Origin of the sequence: Pseudomonas sp. 25 R 14 (assembly GCF_900004755.1) — a bacterium.
Classification (GTDB): Bacteria; Pseudomonadota; Gammaproteobacteria; order Pseudomonadales; family Pseudomonadaceae; genus Aquipseudomonas; species Aquipseudomonas brenneri.
Map to the genome: position 1 here is coordinate 12,987 of NZ_CVTS01000022.1, position 23,821 is coordinate 36,807.

General features: G+C 59.3%; 19 protein-coding genes, 1 tRNA gene and 1 pseudogene. 2 read left to right on the forward strand and 19 right to left on the reverse strand.

Annotated elements, in window-relative coordinates; all coding sequences use genetic code 11:
* Positions 1-136: 136 nt before the first annotated feature.
* The 10 genes and pseudogenes from BFQ03_RS03855 to leuC all read right to left on the reverse strand — a co-directional run bounded on the left by BFQ03_RS03855 (position 137) and on the right by leuC (position 11,097).
* On the reverse strand, positions 137-769 hold the full coding sequence (locus BFQ03_RS03855; RefSeq protein ID WP_032859474.1) for a phosphoribosylanthranilate isomerase: 633 nt from the start codon (positions 767-769) through the stop codon (positions 137-139).
* 64 nt (positions 770-833) lie between these two features.
* The gene (gene truA, locus BFQ03_RS03860; protein WP_032859472.1) at positions 834-1,658 is read right to left on the reverse strand and encodes a tRNA pseudouridine(38-40) synthase TruA; all 825 of its coding nucleotides are present in this window, start codon (positions 1,656-1,658) and stop codon (positions 834-836) included.
* 88 nt (positions 1,659-1,746) lie between these two features.
* Positions 1,747-1,833, reverse strand: a pseudogene (locus BFQ03_RS30500) (outer membrane lipoprotein carrier protein LolA); the annotation flags it as partial.
* A gap of 30 nt (positions 1,834-1,863) precedes the next feature.
* Positions 1,864-4,398 (reverse strand): FimV/HubP family polar landmark protein, encoded by a 2,535-nt coding sequence (locus BFQ03_RS03865; protein WP_065942504.1) that lies wholly within the window; start codon positions 4,396-4,398, stop codon positions 1,864-1,866.
* A gap of 162 nt (positions 4,399-4,560) precedes the next feature.
* Positions 4,561-5,571 carry an aspartate-semialdehyde dehydrogenase gene (locus BFQ03_RS03870; RefSeq protein WP_032859467.1) on the reverse strand — a complete coding sequence of 337 codons (1,011 nt, stop codon included), beginning with the start codon at positions 5,569-5,571 and terminating at the stop codon, positions 4,561-4,563.
* 237 nt (positions 5,572-5,808) lie between these two features.
* Positions 5,809-6,921, reverse strand: a complete 1,113-nt coding sequence (gene asd / locus BFQ03_RS03875) for an aspartate-semialdehyde dehydrogenase (RefSeq protein ID WP_032859466.1) — start codon at positions 6,919-6,921, stop codon at positions 5,809-5,811.
* 64 nt (positions 6,922-6,985) lie between these two features.
* Positions 6,986-8,068: a 3-isopropylmalate dehydrogenase gene (leuB, locus tag BFQ03_RS03880; protein WP_032859464.1), complete on the reverse strand. Its 1,083-nt coding sequence runs from the start codon at positions 8,066-8,068 to the stop codon at positions 6,986-6,988.
* Between the two features lie 51 nt (positions 8,069-8,119).
* Entirely contained in the window at positions 8,120-8,884 is a 765-nt protein-coding gene (locus BFQ03_RS03885) for a class I SAM-dependent methyltransferase (protein ID WP_065942505.1), read from the reverse strand.
* Between the two features lie 139 nt (positions 8,885-9,023).
* Positions 9,024-9,668, reverse strand: a complete 645-nt coding sequence (gene leuD / locus BFQ03_RS03890) for a 3-isopropylmalate dehydratase small subunit (RefSeq protein WP_032859461.1) — start codon at positions 9,666-9,668, stop codon at positions 9,024-9,026.
* 10 nt (positions 9,669-9,678) lie between these two features.
* The gene (leuC, locus tag BFQ03_RS03895; protein WP_032859460.1) at positions 9,679-11,097 is read right to left on the reverse strand and encodes a 3-isopropylmalate dehydratase large subunit; all 1,419 of its coding nucleotides are present in this window, start codon (positions 11,095-11,097) and stop codon (positions 9,679-9,681) included.
* Positions 11,098-11,243: 146 nt separating this feature from the next.
* On the opposite strand from leuC, the gene BFQ03_RS03900 reads away from it, so the two are divergent.
* Positions 11,244-12,134: a LysR family transcriptional regulator gene (locus tag BFQ03_RS03900; RefSeq protein WP_065942506.1), complete on the forward strand. Its 891-nt coding sequence runs from the start codon at positions 11,244-11,246 to the stop codon at positions 12,132-12,134.
* A 63-nt stretch (positions 12,135-12,197) separates the two neighbouring features.
* A complete protein-coding gene (locus tag BFQ03_RS03905; RefSeq protein WP_032859456.1) occupies positions 12,198-15,491 on the forward strand; it encodes an EAL domain-containing protein in 3,294 nt (1,097 codons plus the stop codon).
* Positions 15,492-15,527: 36 nt separating this feature from the next.
* On the opposite strand, the gene BFQ03_RS03910 is transcribed toward BFQ03_RS03905, so the two are convergent.
* The 9 genes from BFQ03_RS03910 to BFQ03_RS03950 form a co-directional block, all read right to left on the reverse strand.
* Complete coding sequence (locus tag BFQ03_RS03910) at positions 15,528-16,847, reverse strand: hypothetical protein (RefSeq protein WP_139115633.1); 1,320 nt, start codon at positions 16,845-16,847, stop codon at positions 15,528-15,530.
* A gap of 189 nt (positions 16,848-17,036) precedes the next feature.
* A complete protein-coding gene (locus BFQ03_RS03915; protein ID WP_239695220.1) occupies positions 17,037-17,996 on the reverse strand; it encodes a hypothetical protein in 960 nt (319 codons plus the stop codon).
* Between the two features lie 103 nt (positions 17,997-18,099).
* Entirely contained in the window at positions 18,100-19,293 is a 1,194-nt protein-coding gene (locus BFQ03_RS03920; RefSeq protein ID WP_139115634.1) for a hypothetical protein, read from the reverse strand.
* 571 nt (positions 19,294-19,864) lie between these two features.
* On the reverse strand, positions 19,865-20,314 hold the full coding sequence (locus tag BFQ03_RS03925; RefSeq protein ID WP_032859450.1) for an Hsp20 family protein: 450 nt from the start codon (positions 20,312-20,314) through the stop codon (positions 19,865-19,867).
* Positions 20,315-20,431: 117 nt separating this feature from the next.
* Positions 20,432-21,391, reverse strand: a complete 960-nt coding sequence (locus BFQ03_RS03930; RefSeq protein ID WP_032859448.1) for a tRNA dihydrouridine synthase — start codon at positions 21,389-21,391, stop codon at positions 20,432-20,434.
* Positions 21,392-21,557: 166 nt separating this feature from the next.
* Positions 21,558-21,998, reverse strand: coding sequence for an acyl-CoA thioesterase (locus tag BFQ03_RS03935; protein WP_032859447.1), 441 nt, complete (start codon positions 21,996-21,998; stop codon positions 21,558-21,560).
* Between the two features lie 55 nt (positions 21,999-22,053).
* Positions 22,054-22,887 (reverse strand): alpha/beta hydrolase, encoded by an 834-nt coding sequence (locus BFQ03_RS03940; protein WP_032859445.1) that lies wholly within the window; start codon positions 22,885-22,887, stop codon positions 22,054-22,056.
* 30 nt (positions 22,888-22,917) lie between these two features.
* Positions 22,918-23,457, reverse strand: a complete 540-nt coding sequence (locus BFQ03_RS03945) for a TetR/AcrR family transcriptional regulator (RefSeq protein WP_032859442.1) — start codon at positions 23,455-23,457, stop codon at positions 22,918-22,920.
* Between the two features lie 182 nt (positions 23,458-23,639).
* Positions 23,640-23,715, reverse strand: a tRNA-Glu gene (locus tag BFQ03_RS03950).
* Positions 23,716-23,821: the final 106 nt, after the last annotated feature.

Below are 23,821 nucleotides of genomic sequence, written 5' to 3' on the forward strand. Positions count from 1 at the left end.
AGCCATTTCCTGCACCTGCCCTCAGCCTTCCAGACAACCCGCCAGTGCGTGGCTGCCACTTCATTGGCGCCGCCCGAGGGCAACGCCGGCCTGTTTTACACAGTGGTAGTTACTGACGGCGGCAGACTGCCAGCCGTCACATCGCGCCACTGCTGCTGCGCACGGCTTGCATGAATGCGCGAATCTTGCCTGAATCCTTGATGCCCTTGCCCTGCTCCACCCCGCCGCTGACGTCCACTGCATAGGGACGCACCTGGGCAATGGCCTGGGCCACATTGTCGGCAGACAAGCCACCCGCCAGGATGATCGGCTTGCTCAAGCCCTGGGGAATCAGCGACCAGTCAAAGGCCTCGCCCGTCCCGCCAGGAATGCCCTCGACATAAGCATCGAGCAAAATCCCGCTGGCCCCGGCGTAGGCGGCGCAACTGGCGGCGATATCGTCACCCGCCTTGACCCGCAACGCCTTGATATACGGGCGATGGTAGCCAGCGCACTCCTCCGGCGATTCGTCGCCATGGAACTGCAACAGGTCCAGCGGCACGGCATCCAGGGTTTCGTTGAGCTCACAGGCGCTGGCGTTGACGAACAGCCCCACGGTGGTCACGAATGGCGGCAAACCGGCAATGATCGCCCGGGCCTGCTGCACCGTCACCGCCCGCGGGCTTTTGGCATAAAACACAAAACCGATGGCGTCAGCCCCCGCCTCGACTGCCGCCAGCGCGTCTTCCATGCGGGTAATCCCGCAAATCTTGCTGCGAACGCCTGACATATCGTCGAAACCTCAGGGGGCTGTCCAGGAAAGTCCCGGATGGTAACAAATGCTTTTCCGGGCGTCAGCCGCCAAGTTCAGTGAAACCTGTGAGGAAGTGTGGCCCGATGAAACGCTGCGGCAGCTCGAACTCATCGCGGTACTCCACATCCACCAGATACAGGCCGAACGGGTGTGCCGTCACCCCGCCAGTACGCCGAACCCGGCTCTCCAGCACCTCCCTGGCCCACTCCACCGGGCGCTCGCCAGTGCCAATGGTCATCAACACCCCGGCGATATTGCGCACCATATGGTGCAGGAACGCACCGGCGCGGATATCCAGGACAATCATCTTGCCGTGACGTGTCACGCGCAGGTGATGGACTTCCTTGATCGGCGACTTGGCCTGACACTGGCCGGCCCGGAATGCACTGAAATCGTGGATCCCCACCAGATGCTGGGCCGCTTCGGCCATGCGTTCGGCGTCCAACGGGCGATGGTTCCAGGTGATTTCTTCGTTCAAGTGCGCCGGACGGATCTGATCGTTGTAGATCACATAACGGTAACGTCGGGCGATGGCCTTGAACCGTGCATGGAAGTGCGCCGGCATGACCTTGGCCCAACTGACGCTGACATCGTGGGGCAGATTGATATTGGCGCCCATGACCCATGCCTTCAGCGAACGCTCGGCCTGGGTGTCAAAATGCACCACTTGCCCACAGGCATGCACGCCCGCGTCGGTGCGCCCGGCACACATCAATGAAACCGGGGAGTCGGCGACCTTCGACAGGGCCTTCTCCAGGGTTTCCTGCACGGTCGGCACGCCAGAGGCCTGGCGCTGCCAGCCGCGATAGCGCGAGCCTTTGTATTCCACGCCCAGGGCGATTCTGAAAAAGCCGGCGGCCGCCATTTCGGCGGCCGCGTTATCTATATTTGCCAAGAGCTGAGAGCCTGATGAGTTGCGCAAAGGCAGCCATTATATATGGCTTGAAGCTTTTTGTAGGCGCGAGCTTGCTCGCGAAAAACTCAAGAGCGCCGCGATCATCCAGGATGGGCGCGTTATCGTTGACGACCTTCGCGAGCAAGCTCGCTCCTACAGGGGTTGCGCGATGGCTTTAGGCTAGGTTGCTGAGCATTTCCTTGGCTTCACCCCGTTGCTTTTCATCACCTTCGGTGAGGACTTCGGAAAGGATGTCGCGCGCGCCATCCGCATCGCCCATGTCGATATAGGCCTGGGCCAGGTCGAGCTTGGTGGCGACTTCATCGGTGCCCGACAGGAAGTCGAACTCCGGCTCATCGTCGCCCTTGGCGGCATCTTCTGCGGTGAAGCTCGGCTCGATCGACGGGCTTTCCAGGCTCTGCGACAGACGTTCCAGCTCGGCGTTGACATCGTCGAGCTCCGAGGCGAAGGCGTCCGGCTTGTCCGCTGGCGCGGGCTCGTCAGCCAGGGACAGGTCGAAGTCTTCCGGCAAGTCAAAATCGTCCAGCGCGGCCGGCGTCAAGATAGGTGGCTCGACCGGCGGCAGGTCCTTCATCTGCTCTTCCAGGCCAGAGAGGAAATCGTCGTCGGACTGCGAGGCAGGCGCATCCAACTGCAAGTCGAGGTCAAAATCCGCTAGATCGTCCTCGCTGGCCTTGGTTTCGGTCTGTTGCTGCAACACCGACTCGAAGCTCAGGTCATCGACCTCGGGCGCGACCACTGCCGGTGACGCGGCTTCCAGATCATCCAGACTCAGGTCGAAGTCGGTGTCGAACGTATCGGTTTGAGGCGCGGCGGCAGGCGCCGGCTCTTCCTGGAGCAGATCCTTGACGTACTGTGCGTCCAGCGCAGCAGCGGCGACCGCCGCACTGACGCCCGCAGCCAGCACGGCCATGGCCGGGTAGCGATTTTTCAACAACTCGACCTGGGCATGGTTCTCGCCATTGGCAACCAGTTGGCGCTCCTGGCTCACGAAACCATCCTTGTCGCCCTGCTGGCCGTAGACTTCCAGCAGTTTGAGGCGCAGATCGCTGCGCTTGGGCTCCAGCTTGATCGCTTCCTCCAGCACCGCAGCCGCCTGGTTCAAGTGGCCACGATCCAGATGGGATTGGGCCTGGGCCAGGGCGTCGGCGGAGCCGGGCTCAATGATCGGCTTGCTTGGAGGTGCCATGCTGGTCGCAGGTGCAACCACAGGGGCCACGGCAACTGGAGCTGGAGCTGGAGCTGGAGCCAGCGTGACGTTTGCCGCCGGGACTTCAAGGCCTTCGAAACTGTCCGACGGCATGTCCTGCTCAAGGTTCGAGGAGAACTCTGGCTCCTCGGCCAGCGCCCGCGCCATGCGCAGGTGTTTCTCTTCTTCCAGGCGCGCATTGCGATGACGCGCCCACAGCAGCAGGAGCAGCAGCACCAACAGGCCGGCGGCGCCACCGATCACCCCAAGGACGATAGGGTTGGTCAGCAGCTCATTGAATTTACCTTCGGTGCTGGCAGCTTCTGCCGGCTCTGCCGGTTTTTCCACTGGTGCAACCACAGGCGCTTCAGCTGCGGGCGCTGCAGGTGTAGCCGGTACCGCAGCCAGCTCGGCTGGCATGACCGCAGGCTGCGCCGGGGTGCCGCCTTCGGCTTGCAACTTGGCCAGTTGATTGTTCTTGAGTTCGATCAGCCGCTGCAGCTTGTCCAACTGACTTTGCAGGTCAGTCATGCGGCTTTTCAGCTCTTCGTTTTCGCGGCGGGTCGAGTCCAGGCTTTCCTGGGTCACCGCCAGCTTGTTGCTCAAAGCCTTGCTATCGCCTGCGGCGCCTTTGACACCGGCCTTGGCGGCCTCGGCCGAGACCAGGCTCAGGTTGTCCTTGGCGGCCGTCTGCGACGGCGCTGCGCCGGCCTGGGTGCGTTTGGTGGCGTCCAGTTGCTGGCGCCCCGCCGCCTGATTGGTGGCACCGCGACGGCCCTGACGCCAGGCCGCATTCTGCGCAGTCACTTCGGCAATCGCCTGGGGTTGCGGCAGGCTGGTGCTCTGGACCGGATCTGGCAGGCGCAGCACCTGGCCAGTTTTCATGCGGTTGATATTACCGTCGACAAAGGCCCCCGGGTTCAACGCCTGGATCGCCAGCATGGTCTGCTGGATCGAGCCGCCATTGCGGTTTTTCGCAGCGATTTCCCATAGCGTGTCGCGAGAAGTCGTGGTGTGTTCAGCAGCCTTGCTGACGCTGGTGGCAGCAGGCGTGGCAAGACGCGGTGCCGGGGCACTGGCCTGCGGGGCCTTTTGCTCGAACTTGGCCGGGTCCAGCAATACGCTGTAGTCACGCATCAATCGGCCATTGGGCCATTGCACCTGCAACAGGAAGCGCACGTAGGAATCGGGCAACGGCTTGCTGGAAGTCACGCGAACCACACTGCGACCACTGCTGTTGAGCACTGGGGTAAAGGTCAGCTCATCAAGGAACGCCTGACGATCGACACCCGCATCCACAAAGGCCTGGGAAGACGCGAGGCTAGGCACGATATCGGAGGCTGTCAGCCCACCCACGTCGAGCAACTCGATCTCCACCGACAGCGGCTGGTTCAACTTCGACTTGAGGGTCATCTCCCCAAGTTGCAGGGCTTGCGCCATACCGGAGGACAGCGCCGAGGCGGCCGCTATTGCTAACACCAGTTTGCGAACTTGAACCATAGCCTCTTCCTTTGTTTGAACACTCCTCGGCCTGCGAGAAGGTTGGGTACCGCTGCCATTCGGCATCGCGAGCCGATAGGTCACCGACGCGCAACTTTTCCTGCATGGGGCCAAGCATAGCGCTTAGCTAGAATCAATCTACAAATTGCCGCCAAGTATCTTTTACACAAGGTGTTTTATCAACAACTGTGCCAGCTGCACCGCGTTAAGTGCAGCGCCTTTACGTACGTTATCTGACGTCAGCCACAAGTTTAGTTCCGCCGGGTCGTCAATACCGGCACGCACCCGGCCCACATAGACCACGTCCTGACCGACCGCATCCCCAACAGCTGTAGGGTAATCGCCCTCTTCCACCAGTTCGATGCCCGGTGCTGCCTCCAACACGCGATTGACTGCGCCAAGGTCCACAGCAGACGCCAGTTGCAGGGACACGCTCAGGCTATCGCCAAAAAACACTGGAGCTTGAACACATGTCGCGGAAATTTTCAGTAGCGGTAATTCAAGCAGTGTGCGCAACTCGTGGACCAGGCGCTTCTCCAGGTTGGTATGGCCCTGGGCATCGGGCGTGCCGACCTGGGCCAGCAGGTTGAACGCCATCTGCCGATCAAAGAACTTGGGCTCCAGGGGCCGCACATTCAGCAGCTCGGCGGTTTGCCGGGCCAACTCGCTGACGGCCTCACGGCCTTGGGCAGATACCGCCAGATTGGCGGTGACGCTGACACGCTGGATATCCAGCAGGCCGCGCAGCGGCGCAAGGACCACCGCCAGGTGAGTCGCGCAAGGACTTGGGCTGGCGAGCTGGAAGGGCTTTTTCAAGCCGTCCAGTACCTGGGCATTGGCTTCCGGCACCACCTGGGGTGCCTGTTCGGCCGATAGCGCGCCGGACAGGTCGATCAACGAGCAGCCGGCCGCAGTGGCGCGCGGGGCAAAACTCAAGGTGACCGCCGGGCCTGCGGCGAAAAACGCCAGTTGTACCTTGCTGAAATCAAACTCATCGACTTCCCGCACCCGCACATTCTTGCCGCGAAACGGCACCGAGGCACCGGCCGACTCGCTGCTGGCCAGCAGGTGCAGGGTGCCGACCGGGAAATCCAGCTCTTCGAGGATCTGCACCAGGGTTTCGCCAACCGTGCCGGTGGCGCCGATCACGGCGATATCAAAGGTCTGGGTCATGGGGGCTGCCTCGGGCATTGCGGGGGGAGCGGCACTTTACCGGGTGGTTGGGGGTGAGGCAATTAACCCAGGTTTTGTGGTGTGGCTGATGGCCCTTTCGCGAGCAAGCCCGCTCCCACATTTGATTGCATTCACACATCAAAATGTGGGCGGGCTTGCTCGCGAAAGGGCCCTAAAGAGCAATAAAAAACCCGCGCCTGTCACCAGAGCGCGGGGTTGTCCAACACCAAAAAGCGATCAACGCTCCAGCAGGATCCGCAACATCCGACGCAGCGGTTCGGCCGCGCCCCACAGCAGTTGGTCACCCACGGTGAAGGCGCCCAGGTACTGGGTGCCCATGTTCAGCTTGCGCAGACGCCCCACCGGTACATTCAGGGTGCCGGTGACCTTGGTCGGGCTCAGCTCCTGCATGCTGATATCGCGGTTGTTCGGCACCAGCTTGACCCAAGGGTTGTGCTGGCTGATCAGCCCTTCGATATCGGCGATCGGTACATCTTTGTTGAGCTTGATGGTCAGCGCCTGGCTGTGGCAGCGCATTGCGCCGATGCGCACGCAGATGCCGTCCACCGGGATCGGGCTCTTGAAGCGGCCAAGAATCTTGTTGGTCTCGGCCTGGGCCTTCCACTCTTCACGGCTCTGGCCGTTCGGCAGTTCCTTGTCGATCCATGGGATCAGGCTACCGGCCAATGGCACGCCGAAGTTCTCGGTCGGGTAGGCGTCGCTGCGCATGGCCTCGGCCACACGGCGGTCGATGTCGAGGATCGCGCTGGCCGGGTCGGCCAGTTGATCGGCGACAGCGGCGTGGGTTGCGCCCATCTGCTTGATCAACTCACGCATGTTCTGCGCGCCGGCACCGGAGGCCGCCTGATAGGTCATGGCGCTCATCCACTCCACCAGCCCGGCTTCGAACAGGCCGCCCAGGCCCATCAGCATCAGGCTGACGGTGCAGTTGCCACCGATGTAGTTCTTGGTACCGGCATCCAGTTGCTGGTCGATGACCTTGCGGTTGACCGGGTCGAGGACGATCACTGCGTCGTCCTGCATGCGCAGGCTGGACGCAGCGTCGATCCAGTAGCCCTGCCAGCCGGCTTCACGCAGCTTGGGGAAGACTTCGCTGGTGTAGTCGCCGCCCTGGCAGGTCAGAATGACGTCGAGGGTCTTGAGCTCTTCAATGTTGTAGGCGTCCTTGAGCGGGGCGATATCCTTGCCCACGGACGGCCCTTGGCCACCGACATTCGAAGTGGTGAAAAACACCGGCTCAATAAGATCGAAATCCTGCTCTTCCAGCATCCGCTGCATGAGCACGGAACCGACCATCCCGCGCCAACCGATCAGACCTACACGTTTCATCGCAACTACACCTTGTTAAAAAGTGGGCCGCCTTGCAGCAACAACTGCAAGCGGGCCCGAGAGATTACAGATTCCGCAGCGCGGCGACTACTGCGTCGCCCATTTCCTGCGTCCCGACCTTGGTGCAACCTTGCGACCAGATGTCGCCGGTACGCAGGCCCTGGTCCAGCACCAGGCTCACCGCCTTCTCGATCGCGTCCGCCGCCTCGCTCAGGTTGAAGCTGTAACGCAGCATCATCGAGACCGACAGGATGGTCGCCAGCGGGTTGGCAATGCCCTGGCCCGCGATATCCGGCGCCGAACCGTGGCACGGCTCGTACATGCCCTTGTTGTGGGTGTCCAGGGACGCCGACGGCAGCATGCCGATGGAACCGGTGAGCATCGAGGCCTGGTCGGACAGGATGTCGCCGAACAGGTTGTCGGTGACGATCACATCGAACTGTTTGGGTGCACGCACCAGCTGCATGGCGGCGTTGTCGACGTACATGTGGCTCAGTTCGACGTCCGGGTAATCCTTGGCCACTTCTTCGACGATCTCGCGCCACAGTTGGCTGGAGGCCAGCACGTTGGCCTTATCCACCGAGCAGACCTTTTTGCCGCGCACGCGGGCCATGTCGAAACCGACACGGGCGATACGGCGGATTTCGCTCTCGCTGTACGGCAGGGTGTCGTAGGCCTGGCGCTCGCCATTTTCCAACTCACGCACGCCACGTGGCGAGCCAAAGTAGATACCGCCGGTCAGCTCGCGCACGATCAGGATATCCAGGCCCGCCACCACTTCTGGCTTGAGGCTCGACGCATCGGCCAGTTGCGGGTAGAGGATCGCCGGACGCAGGTTGCCGAACAGGCCCAGTTGCGCGCGGATTTTCAGCAGGCCGCGTTCAGGGCGGATATCACGCTCGATCTTGTCCCATTTCGGCCCACCCACGGCGCCGAGCAGCACGGCATCGGCGGCACGGGCGCGGTCCAGGGTTTCGTCGGCCAGCGGTACGCCATGCTTGTCGATGGCGGCACCGCCGATCACGTCGTGGCTCAATTCAAAGCCCAGGCTGTACTTGGTGTTGGCCAATTCCAGGACCTTGACCGCTTCGGCCATGATTTCCGGACCAATACCGTCGCCAGGGAGAATCAGAATCTGCTTGCTCATGGGTTCCTCATTTCATCAAGCGGCCCGCCCACAGGCAGGTCGGGAAAATTATTAGCGTTCGGCCCAGACCACCAGCACGTCGGTGCTGAAGGTGCCGTCGGCTTGAATCTCGAAATAATCGCGGACTTCCTGGCCCATCGCCTTTTGCAGCTCAAGGATTGCTGCGCGCAATACCTCTGGCGTGCGCATGCGCTCGACCCACGAGGTGTATTCCAGGCGCAGGCGTTGGCGGCTGCTGTTGCGCACATGCAGGCCGGCTTCGCTGAGCTGGCGCATCCACTCACCGCAGGAATAATCGCGCACGTGGCTAGTGTCGCGCAGTACTTCGACGGTTTGCAGGTAAGTGTCCAACAGCGGGCTGCCCGGTGACAAGACATCGACGAACGCCGCCACGCCGCCCGGCTTGAGCACCCGGCGCACTTCGCGCAGGGCCAGGCCCAGGTCGCTCCAGTGGTGGGCCGAGTAGCGGCTGAACACGAAGTCGAACTCACCATCGGCGAACGGCAAGCGCTCGGCGGCGCCGTGGACGGTGCGGATGTTGTCCAGGCCACGGTCTATGGCAGCGGCGGCAACCACATCGAGCATCTGCTGCGACAGGTCGTAGGCCACCACGTCCTTGACCAGCGGCGCTACGTGGAAACTCACGTGACCGGCGCCACAGCCCAGGTCCAGCAGGCGTGCCGCGCCCTGCCCGGCCAGTTCGGCCTGCAGCAGTGCGAATTCGGTGCCTTGGGCGTGCACGGCACTGCTCAGGTAGGCCGAGGCCTGTTCACCGAATTGTTTTTGCACGACTTGGGTGTGGGCGGTGGTGGTCATGGCGGTGGTTTTCCTTGGGTTTTGTGGTGTTAGTACTGGCGCTATCGCAGGCAAGCCAGCTCCCACACTTGACCGTGTTCACAGATCAAAATGTGGGAGCGGGCTTGCCCGCGATGGGGCCCGCACGGCTTACCGCAAATCAGGCATCACGAAACAACCAAGGCTGGCTGGCCCGGTGCTTGGTTTCAAACGCCGCGATGGCATCGCCGTCCTGCAAGGTCAGGCCGATATCGTCCAAGCCGTTGATCAAGCAGTGTTTACGGAAAGCATCCACTTCAAAGTGATACACCTTGCCATCCGGGCGGGTCACGGTCTGTGCCGCGAGGTCGACGGTCAACTGGTAGCCGACATCGGCCTCCACCTGCTGAAACAACTCATCGACTTCTTCGTCGGTCAGGATGATCGGCAACAAGCCGTTCTTGAAGCTGTTGTTGAAGAAGATGTCGGCGTAGCTCGGCGCGATGATGCTGCGAAAGCCATATTCTTCCAGGGCCCACGGCGCATGTTCACGGCTGGAACCGCAACCGAAGTTTTCCCGGGCCAGCAAGACACTGGCGCCCTGGTAACGCTCGGCATTGAGCACGAAGTCTTTGTTCAGCGGGCGCTTGGAGTTGTCCTGATAGGCGTAGCCCACGTCCAGGTAGCGCCATTCGTCGAACAGGTTCGGGCCAAAACCGGTGCGCTTGATCGACTTCAAGAACTGCTTGGGGATGATCTGGTCGGTGTCCACGTTGGCACGATCCAACGGCGCGACAAGACCTGTGTGTTGGGTAAAAGCTCTCATCGGGTATTCCTCAGATCAATTCGCGAACGTCGATGAAACGACCGTTGACGGCAGCCGCAGCGGCCATGGCCGGGCTGACCAGGTGGGTACGGCCACCGGCGCCCTGACGCCCTTCGAAGTTACGGTTGGAGGTGGACGCGCAATGCTCACCGGACTCCAGGCGGTCCGGGTTCATCGCCAGGCACATGGAGCAGCCCGGCTCGCGCCATTCAAAACCGGCTTCGAGGAAGATCTTGTCCAGGCCCTCGGCTTCAGCCTGAGCCTTCACCAGGCCCGAACCTGGCACCACGATGGCTTGCTTGATAGTCGCGGCCACTTTGCGGCCCTTGGCGATGACTGCCGCAGCGCGCAGGTCTTCGATCCGTGAGTTGGTGCAGGAGCCGATAAACACGCGGTCCAACTGGATGTCGGTGATCGCCTGGTTGGCTTTCAAGCCCATGTACTTCAACGCGCGTTCGATGGAACCGCGCTTGACCAGGTCGGTTTCCTTGGCCGGGTCCGGCACGTTTTGATCAACGGCCAGGACCATTTCCGGCGAGGTGCCCCAGCTGACTTGCGGCTTGATCTGGGCGGCGTCGAGCTCGACCACGGTGTCGAACACCGCATCCGTGTCGGAGACCAGGTCTTTCCAGGCCTCCACGGCGGCATCCCAATCGGCGCCTTGCGGTGCAAACGGACGCCCCTTGACGTACTCCACGGTTTTTTCATCCGCCGCCACCATGCCCACACGGGCACCAGCTTCGATGGACATGTTGCAGATGGTCATGCGGCCTTCGATGGACAGGTCGCGAATGGCGCTGCCGGCGAATTCGATGGCATGGCCGTTGCCGCCAGCGGTGCCGATTTTGCCGATTACTGCGAGGACGATGTCCTTGGCGGTCACACCGAACGGCAAAGTGCCTTCGACCAGCACCAGCATGTTCTTCATTTTCTTGGCAACCAGGCACTGGGTGGCGAACACATGCTCCACCTCGGAAGTGCCAATACCGTGAGCCAGGGCGCCGAACGCGCCGTGGGTCGAGGTATGGGAGTCGCCGCAGACCACGGTCATGCCCGGCAAGGTCGCGCCCTGCTCCGGACCGATCACGTGGACGATGCCCTGGCGCACGTCATTCATCTTGAATTCGGTAATGCCGTACTCGTCGCAATAGTCGTCGAGGGTCTGCACCTGAAGGCGCGACACGGTGTCGACGATCGCATCAATACCGCCCTTGCGCTCCGGCGTGGTCGGCACGTTGTGGTCCGGGGTGGCGATGATCGAGTCGACGCGCCAAGGCTTGCGCCCGGCCAGTCGCAGGCCTTCGAACGCTTGAGGCGAGGTCACTTCATGGATGATGTGACGGTCGATGTAGATCAGCGACGACCCATCATCGCGCCGTTTCACTTCATGGGAATCCCAGAGTTTGTCGTAAAGCGTTTTGCCGGCCATCAGTCGGTCCTCATCAGCGTCTTTCTATGCCCTGGGCGTTGAACGATTCAATAACCCTTTGGCTTGTGAGGCTGATGCTATGGCGTTACATTAAATAACTCAAATTCATATTTTTCATGCTTTGGATAACCTACTGGAATACCACCATGGACCTGGCCAACCTCAATGCTTTTATTGCCATCGCCGAGACCGGCAGCTTCTCCGGTGCTGGCGAACGGCTACACCTGACGCAACCGGCAATCAGCAAGCGTATTGCGGGGCTGGAGCAGCAATTGAAGGTGCGCCTGTTCGACCGGCTGGGCCGTGAAGTCGGCCTGACCGAGGCCGGGCGCGCCCTGTTGCCCCGCGCCTATCAGATCCTCAATGTGCTGGACGACACCCGTCGCGCCCTGACCAACCTGACCGGCGAAGTCAGCGGGCGGCTCACTCTAGCCACCAGCCATCACATCGGCCTGCACCGCCTGCCGCCGGTATTGCGCACGTTTACCCGGGAATACCCAAACGTAGCCCTGGATATTCAGTTCCTGGATTCGGAAGTCGCCTACGAGGAAATCCTCCATGGCCGTGCCGAAGTGGCCGTCATCACCCTGGCGCCGGAGCCGCACACCCTGGTGCGGGCCACGCCGGTGTGGGATGACCCTCTGGATTTCGTAGTGGCACCCGAACATAGCCTGGCCAATAACGGCACAGTCAGCCTGGCCGACATCGCCCTGCATCCGGCGGTATTCCCTGGCGGCAATACTTTTACCCACCATATCGTGCACCGCCTGTTCGAAGCCCAGGGCCTGACGCCGAACATCGCCATGAGCACCAACTACCTGGAAACCATCAAGATGATGGTGTCCATCGGCCTGGCCTGGAGCGTGCTGCCGCGCACTATGCTTGATGATCAAGTGGCCAGCATCGCTTTACCGGGCATACAGCTCAGTCGCCAGCTAGGCTATATCGTGCACACCGAAAGGACACTGTCGAACGCTGCGCGGGCTTTCATGAGCCTGTTGGATGCACAGGTCGATCTGGCAGGGATGCCGGCATGAGGCCGTGCGGCCTGTAGATCCTGCTCCCCCGCCGAATGCCCATCGAGCCAAGGCCCCTTGATAATGCCCAACCCCGTCGATCCCTTTCCGCCGCTGCCACGCATCCACGCCCTGGATCCCCAGCAGGCGGAGCAAAACTGGGAAAATGCCCCGCAACTGTTGGCGGCGCTCAATGCCGCACGGCTGGGCGCCTGGAGCTGGGACATCGACAGTGGGCGGATCAGTTGGTCGCGGGGCACCCAGGCGCTGTTCGGTTTCGATCCACGCCAGCCGCTGCCCAAGGACCTGGACTACCTTGAGCTGTTGGCCGCCGAGGACCGTGGCCGTGTGATACGGGCATTTCACGCCGTCCTGGCGGGAGCCCCCTTCGAGCAAGCCATGCATCACCGCATCCAGTGGCCGGATGGCAGCCTGCACTGGCTGGAAATCAACGGCAGCCTGTTGCCGGACGCATCCGGGCGCCGCCGCATGATCGGGGTGATTCGCGAAACCACCCAACAGCGCGAGCGCGAACATGCCCTCGGTCACTCGGAAAAACGCTTCGCCACACTGTTTCACCTGTGCCCGAACATGGTCCTGCTGACTCGCCAGGAGGACGGCCTGATCAGTGAGGCCAACGAGTATTTTGAAAGTCTGTTCGGCTGGCCGGTGGCCGATGCCATTGGTCGCACCACCCTGGACCTGGGGCTGTGGGTGCATCCGGAGCAACGGGCCTTGCTGGTCAAGGCGACCCAGCGCAAGGGCGAACCCATCACCATGGAAGTGCAGTTTCGCGCCAGCAACGGGCAAATCCATGACGGTACCCTGAGCGCGCAAAAAGTCGAACTCGACGGCCAGGCCTACCTGATCAGTACCTTCCTCGACACCACTGAGCGCAAGAATGCCGAGCAGGCCCTCAAGGACAGCCAGGAACGCCTGGACCTGGCCCTGGACTCGGCCCAGTTGGGCACCTGGGACTGGCACATCCCCAGCGGCATGCTCTATGGCTCAGCCCGGGCGGCACAGTTGCACGGCCTGGAGCCGCACCCGTTCCATGAGTCCTTCGATGCCTTTTTTGAAGGTATGCCCGATGAAGAGCGCGCCAGCATGCGCGACGCCTATCGCACCCTGCGTGAAGGCCCGGCCGGCAATTACCAACTGACGTACCGCGTGCAACTGGAAGATGGCAGCTCGCGCTACCTGGAAAGCCGCGCCCGCCTCTACCGTGACGAGCAGGGCGCACCGGTGCGCATGGCGGGCACCTTGCTCGACATCACCGACCAGGTGGAACGCGAACAGCGCCTGAGCGCCTCTGAAGAGAAGTTCGCCAGTCTGTTCCTCGCCAGCCCCGACCCGATCTGCGTCACGAGCCTTTCCAGCGGCGAATTCATTGAAATCAACCCCAGTTTTACCCAGACCTTTGGCTGGACCGCCGCCGAAGCCATCAACCACACCGCCGAGCAAATCGACCTGTGGGATGAACCCACCCAGCGCCTGCAACGCATCGAGCAGGTGATCCGCGAACAAGCACTGAACAATGTGGCGATCATCGTCCACCACAAAAATGGCCAGCGCCTGACCTGCATGATTTCCAGCCGGCTGATCAAGGTCGACAACCAGCCCTGTGTGGTCACCACCCTGCGCGATATTACCCAGCAACAGCGTTCCGAGGCAGCGCTCAAGGCCAGCGAGGAGAAATTCGCCAAGGCCTTCCACTCAAGCCCCGACGCGGTGTCCATTACCGAGCGCGATACCGGGCGTTACGTGGAGGTCAATGACGGCTTTTGTCGCTTGACCGGCTACCGCGCCGAAGAGGCCATTGGCCTGACGTTGTACCAGATCGGCATCTGGGCCGATGAAAACCAGCGTGCCGCGCTGCTGGCCGAATTGCAGATCAAGGGCCGCATCCATCACCTGGACATGCTCTGGCACAACAAACGCGGCGAGTTGCTGGCAGTGGAAGTGTCGGTGGAACCCATTACCCTCAATGAAATGCCGTGCCTGCTGCTGACCGCGCGGGATGTCAGCCTGCTGAAAAGTGCCCAGGCGCAGATCCGTCACCTGGCGTATCACGATCCACTGACCAACCTGCCCAACCGCGCATTGCTGATGGACCGCCTGAGCCAGCAGATCGCCCTGCTCAAACGCCACAGCCTGCGCGGTGCCCTGTTGTTCCTCGACCTGGACCACTTCAAGCACATCAACGACTCCCTCGGGCACCCGGTGGGCGATACCGTGCTGAAAATCGTCACCGCACGCCTGGAAGCCAGCGTGCGTATGGAGGACACCGTCGCACGCCTGGGCGGCGATGAGTTCGTGGTGCTGCTCAGCGGCCTGGAAGGTTCGCGGGTGGAGGTCAGCAAACAGGTGCAACTGCTGTCCGATACCCTGCGCGAATTGCTGTCCGAACCGATGTTTCTCGATGGCCATCGCTTGCAGGTCACTCCGAGCATCGGCGTGGCGTTGATTCCCGATCATGGCTCGACGCCGGCGGACTTGCTCAAGCGCGCAGATATAGCCCTGTATCGGGCCAAGGATTCGGGGCGCAACACCACGCAGATGTTTCATAACAGCATGCAACGCACGGCCAGCGAACGCTTGCGCATGGAGACGGACCTGCGCCTGGCGTTGTCGCGGGGCGAGTTCAGCGTGCATTACCAGCCCCAGGTCGATGCCCGGGGCAATCGCATTGTCGGCGCCGAGGCACTGGTGCGTTGGCAGCACCCACAACTGGGCGCCCAATCACCGGCAGAGTTCATCAAGGTCCTGGAAGACAGTGGGTTGATTCTCGAAGTCGGTACCTGGATCCTCGACGAAGCCTGCGGCGCGTTTGCCCGGCTGATCGCCGAAGGCCTGGTGCCGCCGCAGGGCTTTAGCCTATGCGTCAATATCAGCCCCCGGCAGTTTCGCCAGAACGACTTTGTCGAACGGGTCGAGCGCAGCCTGAAGCAGCACCAGTTGCCGTTCACCCTGCTGAAACTGGAAATCACCGAAGGCATCGTGATCCAGAACCTGGAAGACACGATCAGCAAAATGCGCCGCCTGAAAAAACTCGGGGTCAGCTTTGCCATGGACGATTTCGGCACCGGTTACTCGTCATTGACTTACCTCAAGCGCCTGCCGGTAGATGCCTTGAAGATCGATCAGTCATTTGTGCGGGACGCCACCCACGACCCGAACGACGCGGAGATCATCCGCGCTATCGTGGCCATGGCGCGCAGCCTCAACCTTGAGGTGATTGCCGAAGGCGTGGAAACATCCGAGCAATTGGCGTTCCTGCAAGGGTTGGGTTGCCATCTGTATCAAGGTTACTTTCACAGCCGACCATTACCCCTGGAGGCGTTTATGCAGCTATTGAGGTCAAGGACGCAAACGTGAAGATCGCCGGATAATCCTCGGCCCTGGCACCCAGCATCACACCAATTTCAACGCTCGCTGGAAGTAACCCTGCCAGTCCAGCGGGGCCAGGCTGCACTTTTGCCCATACACGTCCAACATCCCGTCAATGACCACCACTGAGTGCCGGGAGTTGGCCAGAGTACCAATGGCTCCCCCTAGCAACTCCTTAATCGTACTTTCGCGGACATAGGCAGACAGTCCAAGTCTGCGCAGCGCCGACCCCGGATATTCACCGTCGTTCAGCGTTTCCATGGCGACCTCATAACTCTGGTTCCCACGTCCATCGTTGTTCTCTAGCTGTGCCCGCTTGGCACTCACGGCGTACAAGAAGTTGGCATCCTCCAGCAGCGCCTGATCAGAGCCCTTGAAGTTGGAAGCCAGCCGGGCTTTTTTCAACTCGTCGTGAGTCACATTCAATTTGAAAGAATCTCTCATAACGACTTCATAACCGTCAGCGGTGGCGGAAATTTTCTTATAGATACTTTCCGGACTTTGCCCAAATCTCACCATCGCCGCCTTGATCGCCGATACGGTGACACAGTTGCCTTCTACGCCCTGGTAAAAGCCGCCCCATATATCCGCAGGCCTGACACCCAGCGGCACACTTGATAAATGCAGAATATTTTTATCGAGCGCCCCAGGCACTGCATCAGATATTTTCTTATCATTGAACAACATATAACCGTAACGTTTATCAACGCTCTTTTTTTCACCATAACTGTGCTGGGCATTATCCATAACAAAAGCCGAGCCAAAATTATGCGTCTCCACGACCCCCAGCGCACCACTAGCGGCCATATCAGTTGCAGGCACAAATTGGGCAAGGCCCATCACCCCCATGCCCCGCAGGCAATTTTGCGTCGTCTCACCTTCAAGCGTCTTCAACAAGACTTTTTCGAAACTGCCCTGTTCCCCTAAAATTTGTTTGCGCTTGGTAAAAACTGCGAGCACAAAGTTGGCATCCATTATGGCCGAAGTGTCATTACCGGAAAATCGCGAAGCCTTTGCAACCTGCTTTAACTCCTCATGAGACACATGAACCTTGAATTCATCCTTCATCGTAATGTCATACCCATCCCCCGATGCTTTGACCTCATCGAACATGCCGTGTGGACTTTGACCAAATGTCATCATCATCAACTTGATAACCGCGGCATGCGTACTATTGTCAAAACACTCACCAAATCCACGCCGGGTCGCTGTAAATGCATTCAGGATATCCGTGGGTTTCTCGCCACGTGTCGTTACGAGGGCGTCTGGAGAAAAACTATTGGTTGGTTCATGACTCGACCTGTAACCTTCAAAAAGTGACCGATAACGCATATCCACATTCATGACAACACCTCGACTATTAAAATATTAAAAAACACGCCAACAAAGGCATCATTTAAAAAATGACGACCCACCGACATTAAAAACCGACAAACACAGCGAGCAAAAAACCTGCGCAGGATAACAATACACACTTTTATAGTTATACCTTACAAACTTATACCAACCATCAAAGATACAAATAAACCTCAATCAACCAATCAACGCCACTGCATCCCCATACCTTGGCGCTTTTCCTTTACTCCCCCACAACTCCTCTTTTCCATCAATTATCGCAACGGAATGACGAGCCCGATTAACCATACCTACTTGCCCATTTGCCAACGTACTGACAGGGACCTTTTTCATGTGCTTTTTCAACCCCAGACGTAGAAATCCCTCTCCGGCCCCCCACTCATCCTCACCATTATTGAGAGTCTGTATTGCCGCACTAAAACTTCTAGCCGCCTTGCCATCGTTATTTTCAATCTGTGCGCGTTTGCAACTGACGGCAAATAGGAATTGAGCATCCTTGAGCATCCCTCTATCTCTTCCAACAAACCGCGCGCCTGCTGACGCCTGCGCCAACTCCGGCTTGGTCAACGTCAAGTTAAAGCCATCTCGCATCGTGACGTCATACCCGCGCGCAGTCTCACTGACACTTTTATAAATATCGGTAGGGCTTTGCCCAAATTTATGCATTGCGGCCTTGATCGCCGAGACGGTCACACAATTCCCATCAGGCCCCTGTCGAAAGCCACCCCAGATATCGTCAGCCTTTGCACCATTGCGCTTGTTCGACAACTCAGAAATATGCGCTGGACTCGTCTCTGGCTTGGGTACCACCGGCGTAGGATTGACCTTAGGACTAACAGAATCAGGTACAACATCCACAGTGACTGGCTTGTTCTCTTTCCACCCAGCTAATAGGGTCGAAATCTGACTTAAAAAAGATTTGAGCATTGCAACAATGTTATTAACATCCGCATCCTGATTCTTTATCGAGTTATTCACCTCAGCCAAGTTATTATTTACAGAGGGATTACAGGGCAATCCATTTACACCTGCCGCGCGTATCAAGGGGAGCTCAGCTATTTGGCCAAAAACCATCCCATACCCTGCTGAACAATCACACATGACGTTAGAAGCTCTATTAACGCTTAAAACAGACATAATTTTCTCCCACACAAATGGCCTCTCCGACCGGCAACTGGCCGGAGAAGCAACTGATTGAATTTAATCTCTTAAGTTGACGTTTACGAAATCGAGAGAAGGACTATCGACGGCGATAAAAATTCCGAGTCCAACTCATCTCACCAGGACCACACTCAGGACCGGGAGAAGTCAAATCGGTATCCGGCACGGGCTTATCGGGTACCACACCCGGGACAAGCGGAGGAACTACATCAGGCTTAACTTGAGCGTCGGTACCAGGTACCACCGCAGGCTTGGACTCCAAACTCGGCCTCACTCGTCCTTCTGTCCCAGGCACCACCGCAGGCTTGGGCTGCGTATCAGACATCACACTTACATCACCCCCTGGAACCGCTGGCCGAAGGGGCGCAGGACAGTGGCAATTGTTCACATGGACATCAACATTCACCCGAACAGCAGTGTCAGACAACACGTTCAAATCCTTGCCCGGAACCCTTGGCAGAATCCTGATCTCCGGTATCACCACCGGTTGCTTGCCAGGCTCAATCTGCACCTTGGCGTCTTGGCCCGGGACCACAGGTTTGCCTTCGGCGTCCGGTTTCTTCTCGGGTTGCTTGTCTGCCTCAACCTGCACCTTGGCGTCCTTGCCCGGGAGCGCTGGCTTGCTTTCGGCGTCCGGTTTCTTCTCGGGTTGCTTGTCTGGCGCAACCTGCACCTTGGCGTCCTGGCCCGGGATCGCTGGCTTGCTTTCGGCGTCCGGTTTCTTCTCGGGTTGCTTGTCCGCTTCAACCTGCACCTTGGCGTCCTTGCCCGGGATCGCTGGCTTGCCTTCGGCGTCCAGTTTCTTCTCGGATTGCTTGTCTGCCTCAACCTGCACCTTGGCGTCCTTGCCCGGGATCGCTGGCTTGCTTTCGGCGTCCGGTTTCTTCTCGGGTTGCTTGTCCGCTTCAACCTGCACCTTGGCGTCCTTGCCCCCAATCACCGGGTTGCTCCCTGGTAGCGGCCTGGTCTCAGAAGGCTTATCAGCAGCGGGCTGGGCGTCAGGCGATTTTGTTTTGCCAGACAAAACATCTCGCATGGCCTTGAATAGAAGCTCAAACATATCAAGCAATTTTGAAAGAGCATCCGTACCAACGGTTGCGCTGTCCCGCCCGACCTCAACATTCCGGATTTGCTCGGGAAAAACTTTCGGGTTATGGCCAAGTAACTTACTCGCATCACTACCACCAAGTGGAGTAGGCATCGGTGCAGGCAGATCAACTTGACGATTACCGAGATTAACGCTCGGAGGATTATTAACAGATAGATAAGACATTAGTCATTCCTCTTCTCAGAACAGCACCAGGGTATTCAAATACCCAGAACGAACACTATTTACTTACGACCTGAAGCGGCAGCAACCGAATCAAAGTCACTGGTTTCGTGGGGCAAAAAGCGTTCGAGTTCCAGAAATCGTCAAAAACATAAGGACACCAATAGAAAACTTCGGATTTTTACCTATGGACTTCTACAGAACACCGGTTCTCCAGGCCTTTCCTTGAAAGAAATAACGTCACACCCATTAATAAACTGCCTTAATGAAAAAAAACGTCATCATTGCTTGCCCCCTTGCGACACGCCTCATGATATCTCCCGCGCAAACAATACAGTTGTTACTCCCGGAAAAACCTAAAAACAAAACCTCCTCTACAACATCCAATTCTGCATAAAAACAAAAACAAGTTACACATACCTGCTAGTACAAAAAAATAAAACACCACGCCTCAACTAGTCATAACTATCACTGCCACCCGTTAAACCACCTACGTTTCCCTCAGTGCCTTAAACAAAAAAAGGGCGCCAGAGGCGCCCTTTTTCAAAGTGATGACAATTTTAAAAACATGCACTCAGTGTTGCAGAGCCGGCTTCTGCACCCCATTGATCGGGATGCGTTTGGCTTTCGCTTCTTCCGGCACAACTCGCAATAGATCGACACTCAGTAACCCGTTATTCAGGTCAGCGGCCTTGATCTCAATATGGTCCGCCAGGCGGAACGACAATTTGAAAGCCCGCTGGGCAATGCCTTGATGCAGATAGGTGACGCTCTCGGTCTTGGTGTCGCGCTTGCCGCCACTGACGGTCAAGACGCCTTTCTCCACCTGCAATTCCAGATCGTCTTCCTGGAAACCAGCGGCCGCAATGACAATGCGATAGTGGTCTTCGCCGTGCTTCTCGACGTTATAGGGAGGGTAACTGCTGCCAGGCTCATTGCGCAGTGCGGTCTCGAACAGGTCGTTGAAACGATCGAAACCCACGGAAGAGCGGAACAGCGGCGCCAGGGAAAATGCGGTACTCATGGTCAAATCTCCTGAAATATCAGCAAGGTTTTTTATCTCCACGACCCGAATTCGGCATCGTGTAATCCCTAGATAAGGCCCGCTGATTGCATTTCAAGAGACATTTTCAAGAAACTTTCAGACCGCTTGCGGATGGGGCATCCCCAGCAAGCGGCTGACTTGCTCCAGATCGGTTTCACGCCGCAAGGCTGTGAACAGCTCAACGGCTTGCGGGTAATTACGCGTCAACATGGCCAGCCATTGCTTCAGTCGGCCAGGCGCCTGGCGCTCAGTCAACTGCGCCACCGATTGCGTCCAGAACTCCTGGAGCATGGGCTGCATCTGCTCCCAAGTCATCTCGACCACTTCTTCGCCAGCCCGCGCGGCCGCGATTTGCCGGGCCAGGTCGGGCCGTGCAACCAGGCCGCGACCGAGCATGATGTCTTCGACACCGCTGATTTCCCGGCAGCGCCGCCAGTCATCAACACTCCAGATATCGCCGTTGGCGAACACCGGCACCTTGACCACGTCCTGCACACGCGGGATCCACTCCCAATGGGCTGGCGGCTTGTAGCCATCAGCCTTGGTCCGTGCATGCACCACAATGTGCGCTGCACCGCCTTCGGCCAGGGCCGTGGCGCACACCAGCGCGCCGTCCGGGCTGTCGAAGCCCAGGCGCATCTTGGCGGTCACCGGGATATGCGCTGGCACAGCGCGGCGCACGTGTTCGACGATCTGGTTGAGCAGTTCCGGCTCTTTGAGCAGCACCGCGCCACCGCGGGACTTGTTGACGGTCTTGGCCGGGCAGCCGAAGTTCAGGTCGATCACTTCAGAACCCAGCTCACAGGCCAACGCGGCGTTTTCCGCCAGGCACACGGGGTCGGAGCCCAGCAACTGCACGCGCAATGGCACGCCCGCAGCGGTCTTGGCACCGTGCAACAGTTCAGGAGCAAGCTTGTGGAAATAGGCAGGGGTCAGCAGGCGGTCGTTGACCCGGATAAATTCGGTCACGCACCAATCGATACCGCCCACCTGGGTCAGCACGTCCCGCAGGATGTTGTCGACCAACCCCTCCATGGGTGCCAAAGCAATTTGCATGGAAAACACTCAACGAAAAACGTGGCGCAGTTTACTGGGTTTCCCACAGCAACCGTTAACCCTACCGCCCCCTGTAGGAGCGAGCTTGCTCGCGATGAACGTCAACGATAACGCGGGGAACCTGATACCCGTGGCGTACTCACGCTCTTCGCGAGCAAGCTCGCTCCTACATGGACAATGCCGTAAGCGCCACGCCATAGCCCTCGATAAACTCCGCCGGCATGCGCTTGGGCTTACCGCTGGAGAGTTCGATACAGACAAAGGTGGTTTGCGCACGCAACAAGGTGGTGCCATCGCTGGGGCGCATCAGTTGGAAGTGCCGGGTCATTTTCAGGCGCTGGTCCCAATCGACGATCCAGGTTGCCAGTTGCAGCTCATCGCCTTCGTAGCCGGCCGCCAGGTAATCGATTTCGTGGCGCACCACTGCCATGGCCCGGTCCAGGCGCCGGTACTCGGTGAGGTCCAGGCCCAGGCGCTGGGAATGGCGCCAGGCGCAACGCTCCAGCCACGACACATAGACAGCATTGTTGGCATGCCCCAGGCCATCGATGTCCTCAGGGGCCACCTGCAGATCAATGATAAACGGCTTTGCCAAGTCCCAGCCCATGCCCTGCTCCCGGTCGATTAGTGTCGGCGGGGAGCAGTGTAACCCATCGTTGCACTCAAGCGGTTTGCCGCGCCGGCTCACGACAGCCAGCCAGCAGCGCCAGCACGCCTTCGACCACTCGCGGGTCGGCCAGGACCTTCTGGTGCCCACCCTGCTCCAGGCGCAACAGGCGGCTGTCGAACCAGGCCTCGTGAATCATCTGCGAAGCTTTGACCGGGACGAAGGTATCGTCTTCGGCATGCACGATCAGCCCGGGGATATTCATTTGATAATGAGCCACATCCAGGTGCTTGAGCGGAATGCCCAGGGAATACTCGACCTCCTGGATAAACGCCGCACGCGCCCGCTCCGGCATGCCGACTACGCCAGCAAAGCCGCGCAATACATCCAGCAAGCGTGAAGGGGCAGCAATGCTCACCAGCGCATTGGTGCGCAGGCCCAGTTGGATGGCCAGCATCGCACTGGCGCCACCCATGGAGTGGCCAACCACCGCGTGCAAGGGTGGCAACTCAGCGGCAGCTTCCAGCATCGCCCGGGCAAACAGCACCACATGGGCTTCGCGGCCCGGCGAACGACCATGGGCCGGACCGTCAAGGGCAATCACCGAGTAACCCGCGCCCACCAGTGCATCGATCAGGCTGGCGAACTGGGTCGGACGCCCTTCCCAGCCATGCATCATCAGCACCGTCGGGCCCTGGCCCCAGCGCAGGGCCGACAGGCCAAAGCGCAAGGTAATGCGCTCGGCCTGCGCCAGCAGCGGCAACTCCCAATCCCTCGGCGGCAAGTCCCGCGGCGTCATGAAGGCGCGACGCATCTGATTGGCAATGGTCTGCGGCGCCAACCTGCCCAAGGTGCCATTGACGCGACGAATCCAGCTCAAGGTGCTCATCCATTCACTCCCCAGGCTCATGAGCCTTGTTCAGCGCACTGCCGACTTGGAGGCGCGCAATACACGATCCGACAATTCGCCAGGCCCCAAGGCCCGAGCCAAGGCCAGGCCACCAATCATCAAGGCCATGTCGGCCAGGGCCTTGTCGGTGTCTTCCGGGCTGGCGGCCAGTTGCGCAGCCATCAGTTCGACGTGCTGGTTGAGCACCTCGCGAAACTCATCCGGCAAGCGGCTCATCTCGCCGACCGTGGCCGGGATCGGGCAGGCCTGGGCGGTAGAATCACGGTGCTTGCGCGACAAGTAGAACGCCGCCACCAGGGCGCGCCGCTCTTCGCCTGTCAGGCTGGGATCCATGTCGTCGATAGACGCCCGACGCCGCGCCAATAGCTGCTCGAACGCCTCCAGCATCAAGGCGTCCTTGCTTTCAAAGTGGGCGTAGAAGCCACCCACGGTCAGCCCCGCGGCCCCCATGACTTCACCCACACTCGGTTCGGCCGGGCCACGCTGGATCAGCGCGGAACTGGCGGCCTGCAGAATACGTTCACGGGTTTGCGCTTTTTTATCGCTCATGACGGCCTCCGAATATTACGGTTAAAATATTATCTTCATAATACTTTTTAGCAAGCGGTGAATTCGACCGTTGGTCAGAAGAAGTTTTTTGAAGAGGGAGGGAGAAAACCCAAACGCCAGACAAACAAAAGGGCCATTCAATAATTGAATGACCCTTAAAAATCCCGCAGAGCGGGTAATCGTGGCGTCCCCTAGGGGACTCGAACCCCTGTTACCGCCGTGAAAGGGCGGTGTCCTAGGCCACTAGACGAAGGGGACACAAACCTTCTATACAACTGATCAGCGCTGAGAACTGATCGATTCAAGGACGGTGTGGCCAGACCTTGAACCTGTAAATTGGTGGAGCTAAACGGGATCGAACCGT

Bases quoted from the DNA above. Each gene is read 5' to 3' on its own strand.
- BFQ03_RS03925 (WP_032859450.1), bottom strand. From the start codon at position 20,314: ATGAGTACCGCATTTTCCCTGGCGCCGCTGTTCCGCTCTTCCGTGGGT.
- leuC (WP_032859460.1), bottom strand. From the start codon at position 11,097: ATGGCCGGCAAAACGCTTTACGACAAACTCTGGGATTCCCATGAAGTG.
- BFQ03_RS03900 (WP_065942506.1), top strand. From the start codon at position 11,244: ATGGACCTGGCCAACCTCAATGCTTTTATTGCCATCGCCGAGACCGGC.
- BFQ03_RS03940 (WP_032859445.1), bottom strand. From the start codon at position 22,887: ATGAGCACCTTGAGCTGGATTCGTCGCGTCAATGGCACCTTGGGCAGG.
- BFQ03_RS03885 (WP_065942505.1), bottom strand. From the start codon at position 8,884: ATGACCACCACCGCCCACACCCAAGTCGTGCAAAAACAATTCGGTGAA.
- BFQ03_RS03870 (WP_032859467.1), bottom strand. From the start codon at position 5,571: ATGACCCAGACCTTTGATATCGCCGTGATCGGCGCCACCGGCACGGTT.
- BFQ03_RS03920 (WP_139115634.1), bottom strand. From the start codon at position 19,293: ATGTCTTATCTATCTGTTAATAATCCTCCGAGCGTTAATCTCGGTAAT.
- leuB (WP_032859464.1), bottom strand. From the start codon at position 8,068: ATGAGCAAGCAGATTCTGATTCTCCCTGGCGACGGTATTGGTCCGGAA.
- truA (WP_032859472.1), bottom strand. From the start codon at position 1,658: ATGGCGGCCGCCGGCTTTTTCAGAATCGCCCTGGGCGTGGAATACAAA.
- BFQ03_RS03905 (WP_032859456.1), top strand. From the start codon at position 12,198: ATGCCCAACCCCGTCGATCCCTTTCCGCCGCTGCCACGCATCCACGCC.
- BFQ03_RS03945 (WP_032859442.1), bottom strand. From the start codon at position 23,457: ATGAGCGATAAAAAAGCGCAAACCCGTGAACGTATTCTGCAGGCCGCC.
- BFQ03_RS03930 (WP_032859448.1), bottom strand. From the start codon at position 21,391: ATGCAAATTGCTTTGGCACCCATGGAGGGGTTGGTCGACAACATCCTG.
- BFQ03_RS03910 (WP_139115633.1), bottom strand. From the start codon at position 16,847: ATGAATGTGGATATGCGTTATCGGTCACTTTTTGAAGGTTACAGGTCG.
- BFQ03_RS03865 (WP_065942504.1), bottom strand. From the start codon at position 4,398: ATGGTTCAAGTTCGCAAACTGGTGTTAGCAATAGCGGCCGCCTCGGCG.
- BFQ03_RS03935 (WP_032859447.1), bottom strand. From the start codon at position 21,998: ATGGGCTGGGACTTGGCAAAGCCGTTTATCATTGATCTGCAGGTGGCC.
- BFQ03_RS03855 (WP_032859474.1), bottom strand. From the start codon at position 769: ATGTCAGGCGTTCGCAGCAAGATTTGCGGGATTACCCGCATGGAAGAC.
- leuD (WP_032859461.1), bottom strand. From the start codon at position 9,668: ATGAGAGCTTTTACCCAACACACAGGTCTTGTCGCGCCGTTGGATCGT.
- BFQ03_RS03915 (WP_239695220.1), bottom strand. From the start codon at position 17,996: ATGTCTGTTTTAAGCGTTAATAGAGCTTCTAACGTCATGTGTGATTGT.
- asd (WP_032859466.1), bottom strand. From the start codon at position 6,921: ATGAAACGTGTAGGTCTGATCGGTTGGCGCGGGATGGTCGGTTCCGTG.